We start from the raw sequence: 12,181 nt of genomic DNA, 5'->3' as shown, positions 1-12,181 counted from the left end.
CAGCTCCGGGTCAGAAGAAGCCGAGGGCGTTCGGGCTGTAGGAGACCAGCAGGTTCTTCGTCTGCTGGTAGTGGTCCAGCATCATCTTGTGCGTCTCGCGGCCGATGCCCGACTGCTTGTAGCCGCCGAACGCGGCGTGCGCCGGATAGGCGTGGTAGCAGTTGGTCCACACGCGACCGGTCTGGATGCCGCGGCCCATGCGGAAGGCACGGCTGCCGTCGCGCGTCCACACGCCGGCGCCCAGGCCGTAGAGCGTGTCGTTGGCGATCGCCAGCGCCTCGGCCTCGTCCTTGAAGGTCGTCACCGACAGCACCGGGCCGAAGATCTCCTCCTGGAAGATGCGCATCTTGTTGTGGCCCTGGAAGACGGTCGGCTGGACGTAGTAGCCGCCGGCCAGCTCGCCTTCCATCACCGCGGGCTCGCCGCCGGTGAGCAGCTTGGCGCCTTCGTCGCGGCCGAGCTTGAGGTACGAGAGGATCTTCTCGCGCTGCTCGGCCGAGGCCTGCGCGCCGATCATCGTGCTCGCGTCGAGCGGGTTGCCCTGCTTGATCGCGCGCACGCGCTTGATGGCGCGCTCGATGAACTTCTCGTAGATCGATTCCTGCACCAGCGCGCGGCTCGGGCAGGTGCAGACCTCGCCCTGGTTGAGGCCGAACATCGCGAAGCCTTCGAGGCACTTGTCGAAGTAGGCGTCGTCGGCCGCCATCACGTCCTCGAAGAAGATGTTGGGGCTCTTGCCGCCGAGCTCCAGCGTCACCGGGATCAGGTTCTGGCTGGCGTACTGCATGATCAGGCGCCCGGTCGTGGTCTCGCCGGTGAAGGCGATCTTGGCAATGCGCGGGCTCGAGGCCAGCGGCTTGCCGGCCTCCAGCCCGAAGCCGTTGACGACGTTGAGCACGCCCTTGGGCAGCAGGTCGGCGATCAGCTCCAGCACGACGAGGATCGACGCCGGCGTTTGCTCGGCCGGCTTGAGCACGACGCAGTTGCCCGCGGCCAGCGCGGGCGCGAGCTTCCACACCGCCATCAGGATCGGGAAGTTCCACGGAATGATCTGGCCCACCACGCCCAGCGGCTCCTTGAAGTGGTAGGCGTAGGTCTCGTGGTCGATCTCGGCGATCGAGCCTTCCTCGGCGCGGATGCAGCCGGCGAAGTAGCGGAAGTGGTCGATCGCGAGCGGGATGTCGGCGTGCGTGGTCTCGCGGATCGGCTTGCCGTTGTCCAGCGTCTCGGCCAGCGCGATGCGCGCCAGGTTCTGCTCGATGCGGTCGGCGATCTTGTTGAGGATGTTGGCGCGCGCGGTCGGCGAGGTCTTGCCCCAGGCGTCCTTGGCGGCGTGCGCGGCGTCGAGCGCGAGGTTGATGTCCTTCTCGTTCGAGCGCGGCACCTCGCACAGCGGCTTGCCGGTCACCGGCGTGAGGTTGACGAAGTACTGGCCGTCCACCGGCGGTACCCACTCGCCGCCGATGAAGTTGGCGTAGCGGGGCTTGAACGGGTTGTCGACGGCGATGTCGTTGATGCGCAGGCTCATGGGGGCTCCTCGGGCAGGTCGTGGTCGGCTGCCGCGCAGGACTCCAAGGGCCACGGGCGGCGTGTCGCCAGTGTGCGAATCGCGCCGCGTGCACACACGCTGGCGCGTACCCCTATGAAGAACGTGACAGCGTCACAACTTGGAGCAGCGGCGCGTCACCGCGCCGCATCGGCGGCCGGCCAGCCCCCGGGGGGCTGCGAACGCAGTGAGCGTTGGGGGGCCCTGGATTAGCCGTGCACCGAGGCGAGGAACTGCTGCAGTTCCGGCGTCGCCGGCGCACCGAACAGCTGCTCGGGCGGCCCCATCTCGTGGATGCGCCCGGCGTGCATGAACACGACGCGGTCGCTGACCTTGCGCGCGAACGCCATCTCGTGCGTGACCATCAGCAAGGTCATGCCCTCGGCGGCCAGCGATTCCACCACGCGCAGCACCTCGCCGACCAGCTCGGGGTCGAGCGCCGAGGTGATCTCGTCGCACAGCAGCACTGCGGGCTCCATGGCCAGCGCGCGCGCGATCGCCACGCGCTGCTGCTGGCCGCCTGAGAGCTGGTCGGGCCAAGCGTCGAACTTCTCGGCCAGGCCCACGCGCGCGAGCAGGCGCTCGGCCTGCTCCTTGGCACGCAGCGGCAAGGTCTTGCGCACCAGGCCGGGCGCGAGCATCACGTTGCGGCCCACGGTGAGATGCGGAAAGAGGTTGAAGCTCTGGAAGATCATGCCCACGCGCTGGCGCAGCTCGCGCATCGACGCGGGGTTGGCGTGGTCCAGCGGCTGGCCCTCGACCGACAGCGTGCCCTCGTCGTGGCACTCGAGGCCGTTGATGCAGCGAAGCAGCGTGCTCTTGCCCGAGCCGCTCTTGCCGATCAGCGCAATCACTTCGCCGCGCTTGACGGTCAGATCGATGCCCTTGAGCACCTCGTTGGCGCCATAGCGCTTGCGCAGGCCGCGGATCTCGACGATGCCGTGGCCGCCTGCCGACGCGGTCCCGGGGGCGGCGGAAACTTCAACGGCGAGCGACATGCAGCGTCCTTTCGAGCGATCGGCTCCAGGCCGAGATCGGCCAGCACAACAGGAAGTACATCAGCGCCACGCAGGCGTAGACGGTGAAAGGGCGAAAGCTCGCGTTGGTGATCATCGAGCCGGCCTTGGTGAGCTCGACGAAGCCGATCACCGAGGCGAGCGCCGTGCCCTTGATCACCTGCACCAGGAAGCCCACCGTCGGCGGCAGCGCGATGCGCAACGCCTGCGGGCCGATCACGTGGCGCAGCTGCTCGCGCAGGTCCATCGCCAGCGCCTGCGCGGCTTCCCACTGGCCCTTGGGCACCGCATCGACGCAACCGCGCCAGATCTCGGTGAGGAAGGCGCTGGTGTAGAGCGTGAGCGCAAGCGCAGCGGCGACCCAGGGCGAGACGTTGATGCCGAACAGCGCCAGGCCGAAGTAGGCGAGGAAGAGCTGCATCAGCAGCGGCGTGCCTTGGAAGAGCTGCACGTAGGTGGCGACGGCAGGCTGCGCACCGCGCAGCTTGGCGAGCCTTGCCACGAGCAATGCCAGCGCGACCAGTCCGCCGCCGACGAAGGCGATCAGCGACAGCACCACAGTCCAGCGTGCGGCGAGCAGCAGGTTGCGGAAGATGTCCCAGAGGGTGAAGTCGACCATGCGTCAGTGGCCTCGAGCGAGGGGCGCGGCAGGCGGTGTCTGGCCGCCGTGCGGATGGGGCGGTCGGCGCTGCGCGCCGACGGCGCTGTGGTGCGCGCTTCGGGGGCGCGCCGCCGCAAGGCCGAGAAGCGCAGGGGAGTCGGCGCACGGCGCCGACCGCCTCACCGAAGCGACGCGGCCTGTCCGGACCAGCCTTTGCTCCCCACCGTGCCCGGCAGTGAAAGAAGAGAAGCGGTCCAGCCCCATGTCATCGTCCAAACACGAACCGCGGCCCCGCCCAGCGCATCAGCTGCCGCACCCCGATCGCCAGCAGCAGGTAGACCGCCGTCGCGACGATGTAGGCCTCGAACGCGCGGAAGTTGCGGCTTTGGATCAGGTTGGCTGCGAACGAGAGTTCGGCGGTCGAGATCTGGCCGCACACCGCCGAGCCCAGCATCACGATGACGATCTGGCTGCTCAGCGCCGGCCAGACGCGCTTGAGCGCGGGCGGCAGCACGATGCGCAGGAACACCTGGCGCTCGGTGAGCGCAAGACTCAGGCCCGCCTCGACCTGCCCGCGCGGCGTTGCGACGAGGCCGCCGCGCACGATCTCGGCCGCGTAGGCGCCGAGGTTGATCACCATCGCCAGCACCGACGCCAGCTCCGGCGACAGCCGCACGCCCGCGCTCGGCAAGCCGAAGAACAGGAAGAACAGCTGCACGATGAAGGGCGTGTTGCGGATCGCCTCGACGTAGGCGCCGACGAAGCGCTGCGCCCAGGCCGGACCTTGCGTGCGTGTCCACGCGCAGACGACGCCCAGCGCCACGCCGACCGAGGCCGACACGGCCGTGAGCGCGAGCGTTACGCCCGCGCCCTTGGCGAGCTGGGGCCATTCGGCGAGCACCGCGCCGAAGTCGAAGGCGATCATCGGGAGGACCGCGGCTTACTGCGGCAGGTCGCCAGCCGGACGGCCCAGCCACTTGACGGCCAGCTTGTCGAGATCGCCGCTCTTCTTGGCCTCGGCGATCACCTCGTTGACCTTGGCGCGCAGCTTGTCCTCGCCCTTGGCGATGCCGATGAAGTTGGGCGAGTCCTTGAGCACGAACTTGAACTCGGTGCCCAGCTGCGGGTTCTTGGCCATCAGGTTGCCGGCCACCGAGGCGCCGGTGGCGATCAGCTGGACCTGGCCCGAGACGAAGGCCGAGACGGTGGCGTTGTTGTCCTCGAAGCGCTTGAGGTCGGCCGAGGCCGGCGCGATCTTGGTCAGCTCCATGTCCTCGATCGCGCCGCGCGTGACCGAGACGCTCTTGCCGGCCAGGTCGGCCGGGCCCTTGACCGCGATGGTCTTTGGGCCGAACACGGCCTGGAAGAACGGCGAGTAGGCGGCGCTGAAGTCGATCACCTTCTCGCGCTCGGGGTTCTTGCCCAGCGTGGAGATCACCAGGTCGGCCTTGCGCGTTTGCAGGTAGGGAATGCGGTTGGCGCTCGTCACCGGCACCAGCTCGAGCTTGACGCCGAGCTTGGCGGCGATCAGGCCGGCCATGTCGACGTCCAGGCCCTGCGGCTTGAGGTCCGTGGCGACGAAGCCGTAGGGCGGGAAGTCGGTCGGAACCGCGATCGAGATGCTCTTCTTGGCCATCACGTCGTCGAGGACGTCGGCATGCGCGAGCGGGGTGACCAGGGCGAGTGAAAGAAGAAGCTTGCGAATCATGGACGGTTCCAGGCCGAATGGAGGTGCGCACCCCTCGAAGCATGATGTGTGCCAAAACGGGGCACCCCGAGGCGGTGCGCACGTGCACCGCGATGGCCACTTTTGTCCCGCAAGCGACAGGGTCGCCGGGGAGCATCCCTCTGTTGGTGCCGCGGCGACGGCGCTATACCCGCACACTCGAACGATTCCTTCCGAGGAGAGCGTCTTGCCCGCCGTGCCCGCCGACCGTCCGCACCTGAAGCATTGGCCCCAGCGACTGCCGCGCGAGCTGGCGATCCCCGACACCACGCTGTGGTTCAACCTCGAGGTTGCGGCGCACCGCTGGCCGGCCAAGGCGGCCTACGTCTTCTTCGGCCGAGAGGTTTCGTACTGCGACCTGTACCGCCGCGCCGAGGCACTGGCGGGCTGGCTGCAGAAGGTGGCCGGCGTGAAGGCCGGCGACCGCGTCGCGCTGTACATGCAGAACTGCCCGCAGTTCGTCGTCAGCCTGTATGCGGCGCTGCGCGCCAACGCGGTGGTCGTGCCGGTCAACCCGATGAACAAGGCCGAGGAGTTCGGCCACTACATCGCCGACCCCGAGACCCGCGTCGTGATCTGCAGCGCCGATCTCGCCGCCAACGTCGCGCAGGCCAACGCGGCGCTGCCGGCGCAGCAGCGCCTGGCGCACCTGGTGGTCACGCGCTATGCCGACCTGCTGCCCGAGCGCTTCGAGCCCGGCCTCGCGGTGCCGGCGGCGATGGACCAGTGGCTGCGCGCCGAGCCGCCGCTGCCGCGCGCTGAAGGCCTCGCCGTCACGCGCTGGACCGACGCGATCGAGGCCGGCCACCAGCCCGGCCCGCACACCGCCCAGCCCGACGACCTCGCGCTGCTGCCCTATACCTCGGGCACCACCGGCCTGCCCAAGGGCTGCATGCACACGCACCGCACGCTGATGTCCAACGCGGTCGGCGGCGGCCAGTGGGGCTACGGCGGGCCGGAGAGCGTGGCGCTCGGCGTGGTGCCGCTGTTCCACATCACCGGCATGCTCTACAGCGTGCTCGGCTCGGTCTACCTGGGCAGCACCGTCGTGCTGATGCCGCGCTGGGACCGCGAGCTCGCGGGCCAGCTGATCTCGCGCTACAAGGTCACGCACTGGACCTGCATCCCGACGATGATCATCGATCTCTTCGGCAGCCCGAACTACAAGTCCTTCGATCTCTCGTCGCTGCGCTACCTCAGCGGCGGCGGCGCGGCGATGCCGCATGCCGTGGCGCAGCGCCTGCAAGACGAGTTCGGCCTGACCTTCGCCGAAGGCTACGGCCTGACCGAGACCGCGGCGCCCTCGCACGGCAACCCGCCCGAGCGCGCCAAGCTGCAGTGCCTGGGCATGCCGATCTTCGGCGTCGACGCGCGCGTGGTGGATCCGCTCACGCTCGAGGAGCTGCCGCCCGGCGAGGTGGGCGAGATCGTCACGCACGGCCCGATGGTCTTCAAGGGCTACTGGCGCCACCCCGAGGCGACCCAGCAGGCCTTCGTGAAGATCAAGGGCGACGACAAGCTGTTCTTCCGCACCGGCGACCTCGGCCGCATGGACGAGGAGGGCTACTTCTTCCTGACCGACCGCCTCAAGCGCATGATCAACGCGAGCGGCTTCAAGGTCTGGCCGGCCGAGGTGGAGCTGATGCTCTACAAGCATCCGGCCGTGCAGGAGGCCTGCGTGATCTCGACGCGCGACGCCTACCGCGGCGAATCGGTCAAGGCGGTCGTCGTCAAGCGTCACGACCATGCCGACGTGACGGCGCAGGACATCATCGACTGGGCGCGCGAGCAGATGGCTGCCTACAAATACCCGCGCGAGGTCGAGTTCGTCGACGCACTGCCCAAGTCCGGCGCCGGCAAGGTGCTGTGGCGGGTGCTGCAGGATCGCGAGAACCAGCGCGAAGGCGCTGCGTAGCTGCAGCCCAGCCGCAGCCGGGCGTCATCCGCCGCTTGACGGGAGGGCGATCCCGGCCTCAAGTCTGCGCGGGGCTGGCCGATACTGCGGCCCGTGCCTGACCCGACCCCGGCTTCGGCCGACACCCTGAGCCTGCGCCGCAGCGCCACGCGCATCGCGAACCGCACCGCGCTGCGCTGGGCCTTGCTGTACCTCGCGGCGTCGACGCTGTGGATCGTCGGCACCTCCGCGCTGCTCGACCGCCTGGCCCTCGCGGCGCCGCTGCGCGAGCGGGTGGAGGTCGGCAAGGGGCTGAGCTTCGTGATGCTGACGGCCGTCGGCCTGTTCCTCGTCGTGCGGCAGGCGGCGACGCGCCTGGCAGTGCGCCGCCAGCAGATCCGCGAACAGCATCGCCGCGCGCTGCAAAGCGAAAGCCGCTGGCGCCACCTGATGTCCAACCTCGCCGAAGTGGCCTGGTTCGCCTCGCCCGACGGCCGCACGCTGCACTACGTCAGCCCCGCCGCGCTCGGCGTCTACGGCCGCGCGCCCGACGAGTTCATGCGCGACCCCGACCTGTGGCTTCGGCTCGTGCATCCCGACGATTGGGCGGCGGTGTCCGCCTCCGCGGCGAGCCTGCTGATAGAAGGTTCGCGCAGCATCGAGTACCGCATCCGCCACGCTGACGGCGGCTGGCGCTGGCTGCGCGACCGCGCCTCGGTGCTGCGCAACGAGCGCGGCGAGGTGGTCGGCATCGGCGGGGTCGCCGAAGACGTCACCGAGCGGCGCGCCGCCGACGTCGCGCGCGAGGCGCAACGCAGCGCCGAAGCCGCCAACCGCGCCAAGAGCGAGTTCCTCTCGCGCATGAGCCACGAGCTGCGCACGCCGCTCAATGCCGTGCTCGGCTTCACGCAGCTGCTCGAGTCCTCCGCGGAGCCGCTCAACGAGCACCAGCTCGCCCAGCTGGCGCAGATCCGCAGCGCCGGCTGGCATCTGCTGGCGCTGATCAACGACGTGCTCGACGTCTCGCGCATCGAGGCCGGCGCGTTGCAGGTCCACCTCGAGGCGCTCGATGCGCGCGAACCGGTGGCCGACGCGCTGCGCCTGTCCGAGGCGCTGGCGGCGCAGTACGGCGTGCGGCTCGAAGGCCCCGACGCGACGGGCGGCGGCTGGCACGTGCGCGCCGACGCGACGCGGCTGCGCCAGGTGCTGCTCAACCTGCTGTCGAACGCGATCAAATACAACCGGCCGGGCGGACGCGTCACGCTGAGCCTCACGAGCGCCGGCTCCCGCCTTCATCTCGAGGTCGAGGACAACGGCCTGGGCATGACGCCCGAGCAGCTGCACTCGCTGTACGAGCCGTTCAACCGGCTCGGCCGCGAGCGCGGCGGCATCGAAGGCACCGGCATCGGCCTCACGATCACGCGCGAGCTGGTGCTGCTCATGGGCGGCGAGCTCGCGGTCGAGAGCCACGCGGGGCAGGGCACGCGCGTGCGCGTCTCGCTGCCGCAAGCCGGGGCCGCCGGCGAGCGGCGCAGCGATGCGCAACCCCTGCCCGCCCCCGCGCCGGCGGCGCCGGTGCAGCATCGCGACCCGCGCGGCGTGGTGCTCTACGTCGAGGACAACCCGGTCAACATGCTGGTGATCGAACAGCTGCTCGCGCGCTGGCCCAAGGTGCAGCTGGTGCACGCGGTGGACGGCGCGAGCGGCGTCGAGCTGGCCGTGCGGCTGCAACCCGACCTGGTGCTGCTCGACATGCGCCTGCCCGACATCGACGGCTTCGACGTGATGCGTCGCCTGCGCACCGATGAGCGCACACAGTCGCTGCGCGTCGTCGCGCTGTCGGCCAGCGCGATGCCCGACGAGATCGCGCTGGCGCGCGAGGCCGGTGCGCTCGAGTACTGGACCAAGCCGCTGGACTTCAGCGGCTTTCTCGACGACATGGCGCGGCTGCTGGCGGCGCCGGGCGAGCGATCCGGCGCGAACGCCTGAGGCCGCGCCGATGAGCCGCCGCACGCTGGTCCGCGCCTCGGCCGATCTGGCCTGGTGGGACGACGGCGGCGGCGCCGGCGCGCCCCTGGTGCTGCTGCACGCGGGTGTTGCCGACAGCCGCATGTGGCAGGGTTGCGTCGACGCCTTCGCGCCTGAGAGGCGCGTGATCCGCTACGACCGGCGGGGCTTCGGCGAGACGCACGTGCGCGAGCCGCGGGCGTATGCGCAGGTCGATGACCTGCTCGCGGTGCTCGACGCCGCGAACGTGGAACGCGCCGTGCTGGTCGGCTGCTCGCAGGGCGGGCGCATTGCGCTCGATGCCGCACTCGAGCAACCGCAGCGCGTCGCGGCGCTGGTGCTGGTGGCGCCGGCCGTCAGCGGTGCGCCCGAGCCATCACAGCCGGCACCCGAGATCCAGGCACTGTTCGACGCCTACGAAGCGGTCGAGGCGGCGGGCGATCTCGAGGCGCTCAACGAGTTCGAGGCGCGCGTCTGGCTCGACGGTCCGCTGGCTGCGCGCGGCCGGGTGGGCGGCGACGCGCGCCGGCTCTTCCTCGAGATGAACGGCCGCGCGCTGCGTGCCGGCAATGCGGGGCCGCCGGTCGATCCGCCCTCGGCCTGGGATCGCCTCGAGCAGGTCGCCGTGCCCACCCTGGTGCTGTGGGGCACGCTGGATTTCCCGCACCTGGCCACGCGCTGCGAGAGCCTGCTCACGCGCATTCCGGGAGTGCAAGGCGGCGCCATCGATGGCAGTGCGCACCTGCCGAGCCTGGACGCGCCGCAGGCGCTGGAGGTTCGGCTGCGCTCGTTCCTCGCCGCGTTGGCGGCCGGGGCCGACTCCTAGCTCGGCTCGATCTCCAGCTCGGCCCACCCGGTCTGCGCATCCAGGCGGCGCGCGAAGCGCCAGCCCGGCAGCGGCGCGAGGAGCAGCTCGGCGGTGGTCCGCACGATGCACCCGGGCGCGACGTGGCCGCCCATGGTCGCGCCGTGCGCGTCGGCCACGCTGGCGTGCAGATGAGGGCCGTCCGGCGACAGCGTGCCCGCCAGGCTCAGCAGCTCGAGCGGGCCGGCCACGACCCGCGTCTCGCGCTCGTTGGCCAGGCGCAGCCGCGCCTCGCTCAAGCTGCCGATGCCGGCCAGCACGAAGGCGGCCTCCCAGCCGCGCTCGCGCAGCAGCGCTTCGAGCGCGCCGCGCAGGTCGGCGCCGGGTGTCAGGCGCAGCGGCAGGGCCTCCATGCGGCCATCTTAGCCAGCGGGGACGGCGGCGTGCGCAAGCCCAGCCGAGCGACGCGGGCCGCTGAATCCGCGCCGCGCCAGGTGCGCGGTCGCGCAGGGCCGTCGTTACACTGCCGCGCACCATGAGCCCCCTCACCAGCCTGGCCCTGATCGGCGTGCTGATCGCCGTCAGCGCCTTCTTCTCGATCTGCGAGATCTCGATCGCCTCCGCGCGCCGCGTTCGCCTGAGACAGCTCGCCGACGAGGGCGACGTGCGCGCGGCGCACGTGCTCGCGCTGCAGGACCAGCCCGGGCGCTACATCACCGTGGTGCAGTTCGGCCTCAACGCGGTGGCCATCCTCGGCGGCATCGTCGGTGACGGCGCACTCACGCCGATCTACACGCGGCTGTTCGAGATGGCGGTCGAGCCGTCGATGGCGCAGACGCTGGGCTTCACCGCCTCGGTGCTGACGGTGACCTGCGCCTTCATCCTGTTCGCCGACCTGTTTCCCAAGCGCGTGGGCGTGACCCAGCCCGAGGCGGTGGCGCTGCGCATCGTTGGTGCCACGCGCATGATGACGATGGCGCTGTCGCCGCTGGTGTGGGTGTTCGAACGCGCGGCCGACGGCCTGTTCAAGCTGTTCGGCCTGCCTGATCGCCGCGACGACCGCGTCACCACCGACGACATCCTCGCGATGGCCGCGGCCGGCACCGCCGCCGGCACGTTGGCCGACGCCGAGCAGCAGGTGATCGAGAACGTCTTCGAGCTCGACACGCGCACCGTTGAGACGGCGATGACCGCGCGCGACAGCATCGTGCGCTTCAAGCTCGACGATCCGCCCGAGGTGATCCGCGCGCGCGTCGCGAGCGATCCGCACTCGACCTACCTCGTCTGCGACGGCTCGATCGACAAGCCGGTTGGCTATGTCGACGCCAAGGATCTGCTCGCGCGAGTGATTGCCGACCTGCCGATCTCGCTGCGCGAGCCCGGCCTATTGCACAAGGTGCTGATCATCCCGGACCGCCTCACGCTCGGCGAGGTCCTCAACCAGTTCCGCACCGCGCACGAGGACTTCGCGGTGATCATGAACGAGTACAGCCTGGTGGTCGGCGTGATCACGCTCAACGACGTGATGAGCACGGTGATGGGCAGCCTGGTGACGCGCACCGACGACGACGAGCAGCAGATCGTGCAGCGCGACGACGGCTCGTGGCTGATCGACGGCGTGACGCCGGTGACCGACGTGCAGCGCGCGCTCGGCCTCGACGAGCTGCCGCACGCCGGCCAGTACGACACGCTGGCCGGCTTCATGATGGTGATGCTGCGGCGCATCCCGCGCCGCACCGATCGCGTGGAGCACGCCGGCTGGCGCTTCGAGGTGCTCGACGTCGACGACTACAAGATCGACCAGGTGCTGGTCACCTGCCTGGTGCCGAAGCAGGGCGCGGTGGCCGCCTGACGGCCGAACCGCTGCGCGGGACGCAGGTCCCTCGCCCCGAGGGAGAGGGAGCAGGAAGACTGCAACGGCTCAGGGCGCGGCCAGCAGGTCGCGCGTCTCCGGGTGGCGGTGCATGTACGACGCGACGTAGCTGCACCAGGGCTCGACCTTGAGCTTCTCGGCGCGCGCCCACTCGAGCGCGGCGCGCACCAGCTGCGCGGCGACGCCGCGGCCCTGCAGCGCGACCGGCACGAGGGTGTGCGGCAGCACCAGGGTCTGGCCGTCGCGGCGGTAGTCGCAGACCGCGAGCTGGTCGTCGATCGTGACCTCGAAACGCGAGTGCGCGGGGTTGTGCGTGACGTGGATGTCCATGGCGAAAGTCTTGGGTGAACCCGGCCAGTGTGCCCGCATGACGACCATCAGACGGGCGCCGGGGTCTTGGCGCCGCCGCGCTGGCGCTGCTTCGCCATCCAGGCCATGGCCTGCTGCTGCGTGATGCTGCCGCGCTGGTCGGCGTCGATCTCGTCGAAGTTCTTCGCCAGGCGCGGCATGCCGGCTTCGGCCTCGGCCTTGGTGAGCCGGCCGTCGCCGTCCTTGTCGGCGGCCTTGAAGCGCTCGCCGAACTTCTGCGCGAACTGGCCGGCACGCGGCTGGCCCTCCTGCGCCGGCGCGATGCCGGGCACGCTGAGCATCGTGGCCGCGGCCAGGGCCACCAGCGCGGTGGCGAAGGACAGCTTGCGTTCGGTCATCTCGGG

The 12,181-nt window shown here is 70.5% G+C and carries 12 protein-coding genes; 4 read left to right on the top strand and 8 right to left on the bottom strand.

Features of this window, described 5'->3' with window-relative positions; genetic code table 11:
* Positions 1 to 10: 10 nt before the first annotated feature.
* From adh to ACO2TI_RS02425, 5 genes are all read right to left on the bottom strand, one after another.
* The gene (adh, locus tag ACO2TI_RS02445; protein ID WP_423281852.1) at positions 11 to 1,528 is read right to left on the bottom strand and encodes an aldehyde dehydrogenase; all 1,518 of its coding nucleotides are present in this window, start codon (positions 1,526 to 1,528) and stop codon (positions 11 to 13) included.
* Between the two features lie 227 nt (positions 1,529 to 1,755).
* Positions 1,756 to 2,544, bottom strand: a complete 789-nt coding sequence (locus tag ACO2TI_RS02440; protein WP_423281851.1) for an amino acid ABC transporter ATP-binding protein — start codon at positions 2,542 to 2,544, stop codon at positions 1,756 to 1,758.
* The gene (locus tag ACO2TI_RS02435) at positions 2,528 to 3,181 is read right to left on the bottom strand and encodes an amino acid ABC transporter permease (protein ID WP_423281850.1); all 654 of its coding nucleotides are present in this window, start codon (positions 3,179 to 3,181) and stop codon (positions 2,528 to 2,530) included. The genes ACO2TI_RS02440 and ACO2TI_RS02435 overlap by 17 nt, the downstream gene beginning before the upstream one ends.
* A gap of 247 nt (positions 3,182 to 3,428) precedes the next feature.
* Entirely contained in the window at positions 3,429 to 4,088 is a 660-nt protein-coding gene (locus ACO2TI_RS02430) for an amino acid ABC transporter permease (RefSeq protein WP_423281849.1), read from the bottom strand.
* A 15-nt stretch (positions 4,089 to 4,103) separates the two neighbouring features.
* Positions 4,104 to 4,871 carry a transporter substrate-binding domain-containing protein gene (locus ACO2TI_RS02425; RefSeq protein ID WP_423281848.1) on the bottom strand — a complete coding sequence of 256 codons (768 nt, stop codon included), beginning with the start codon at positions 4,869 to 4,871 and terminating at the stop codon, positions 4,104 to 4,106.
* Between the two features lie 205 nt (positions 4,872 to 5,076).
* Between ACO2TI_RS02425 and ACO2TI_RS02420 the strand changes: the two genes are divergently transcribed.
* The 3 genes from ACO2TI_RS02420 to ACO2TI_RS02410 all read left to right on the top strand — a co-directional run bounded on the left by ACO2TI_RS02420 (position 5,077) and on the right by ACO2TI_RS02410 (position 9,616).
* A complete protein-coding gene (locus ACO2TI_RS02420; RefSeq protein ID WP_423281847.1) occupies positions 5,077 to 6,804 on the top strand; it encodes a long-chain fatty acid--CoA ligase in 1,728 nt (575 codons plus the stop codon).
* Between the two features lie 93 nt (positions 6,805 to 6,897).
* Positions 6,898 to 8,772 carry an ATP-binding protein gene (locus ACO2TI_RS02415; RefSeq protein WP_423281846.1) on the top strand — a complete coding sequence of 625 codons (1,875 nt, stop codon included), beginning with the start codon at positions 6,898 to 6,900 and terminating at the stop codon, positions 8,770 to 8,772.
* A 10-nt stretch (positions 8,773 to 8,782) separates the two neighbouring features.
* Positions 8,783 to 9,616: an alpha/beta fold hydrolase gene (locus ACO2TI_RS02410; protein ID WP_423281845.1), complete on the top strand. Its 834-nt coding sequence runs from the start codon at positions 8,783 to 8,785 to the stop codon at positions 9,614 to 9,616.
* Here the strand turns inward: ACO2TI_RS02410 and ACO2TI_RS02405 are convergent.
* Entirely contained in the window at positions 9,613 to 10,008 is a 396-nt protein-coding gene (locus tag ACO2TI_RS02405) for a PPC domain-containing DNA-binding protein (RefSeq protein WP_423281844.1), read from the bottom strand. The genes ACO2TI_RS02410 and ACO2TI_RS02405 overlap by 4 nt on opposite strands.
* Before the next feature lie 122 nt (positions 10,009 to 10,130).
* Between ACO2TI_RS02405 and ACO2TI_RS02400 the strand changes: the two genes are divergently transcribed.
* Positions 10,131 to 11,447: a hemolysin family protein gene (locus ACO2TI_RS02400; protein WP_423281843.1), complete on the top strand. Its 1,317-nt coding sequence runs from the start codon at positions 10,131 to 10,133 to the stop codon at positions 11,445 to 11,447.
* Between the two features lie 69 nt (positions 11,448 to 11,516).
* Here ACO2TI_RS02400 and ACO2TI_RS02395 read toward each other — a convergent pair whose 3' ends face one another.
* Positions 11,517 to 11,798: a GNAT family N-acetyltransferase gene (locus ACO2TI_RS02395; protein WP_423281842.1), complete on the bottom strand. Its 282-nt coding sequence runs from the start codon at positions 11,796 to 11,798 to the stop codon at positions 11,517 to 11,519.
* A gap of 47 nt (positions 11,799 to 11,845) precedes the next feature.
* The gene (locus tag ACO2TI_RS02390; protein WP_423281841.1) at positions 11,846 to 12,175 is read right to left on the bottom strand and encodes a calcium-binding protein; all 330 of its coding nucleotides are present in this window, start codon (positions 12,173 to 12,175) and stop codon (positions 11,846 to 11,848) included.
* Positions 12,176 to 12,181 lie beyond the last annotated feature (6 nt).

This window comes from Caldimonas sp. KR1-144 (genome assembly GCF_049446155.1).
In the GTDB taxonomy this organism is placed as follows: domain Bacteria; phylum Pseudomonadota; class Gammaproteobacteria; order Burkholderiales; family Burkholderiaceae_C; genus Rivibacter.
This window is presented reverse-complemented; position numbering and strand designations above follow the sequence as displayed.

Excerpts from the sequence above, each read along its gene's own strand:
- ACO2TI_RS02395 (WP_423281842.1), bottom strand. The coding sequence starts at position 11,798 with ATGGACATCCACGTCACGCACAACCCCGCGCACTCGCGTTTCGAGGTC.
- ACO2TI_RS02410 (WP_423281845.1), top strand. The coding sequence starts at position 8,783 with ATGAGCCGCCGCACGCTGGTCCGCGCCTCGGCCGATCTGGCCTGGTGG.
- ACO2TI_RS02405 (WP_423281844.1), bottom strand. The coding sequence starts at position 10,008 with ATGGAGGCCCTGCCGCTGCGCCTGACACCCGGCGCCGACCTGCGCGGC.
- ACO2TI_RS02430 (WP_423281849.1), bottom strand. The coding sequence starts at position 4,088 with ATGATCGCCTTCGACTTCGGCGCGGTGCTCGCCGAATGGCCCCAGCTC.
- ACO2TI_RS02435 (WP_423281850.1), bottom strand. The coding sequence starts at position 3,181 with ATGGTCGACTTCACCCTCTGGGACATCTTCCGCAACCTGCTGCTCGCC.
- adh (WP_423281852.1), bottom strand. The coding sequence starts at position 1,528 with ATGAGCCTGCGCATCAACGACATCGCCGTCGACAACCCGTTCAAGCCC.
- ACO2TI_RS02390 (WP_423281841.1), bottom strand. The coding sequence starts at position 12,175 with ATGACCGAACGCAAGCTGTCCTTCGCCACCGCGCTGGTGGCCCTGGCC.
- ACO2TI_RS02400 (WP_423281843.1), top strand. The coding sequence starts at position 10,131 with ATGAGCCCCCTCACCAGCCTGGCCCTGATCGGCGTGCTGATCGCCGTC.
- ACO2TI_RS02440 (WP_423281851.1), bottom strand. The coding sequence starts at position 2,544 with ATGTCGCTCGCCGTTGAAGTTTCCGCCGCCCCCGGGACCGCGTCGGCA.
- ACO2TI_RS02425 (WP_423281848.1), bottom strand. The coding sequence starts at position 4,871 with ATGATTCGCAAGCTTCTTCTTTCACTCGCCCTGGTCACCCCGCTCGCG.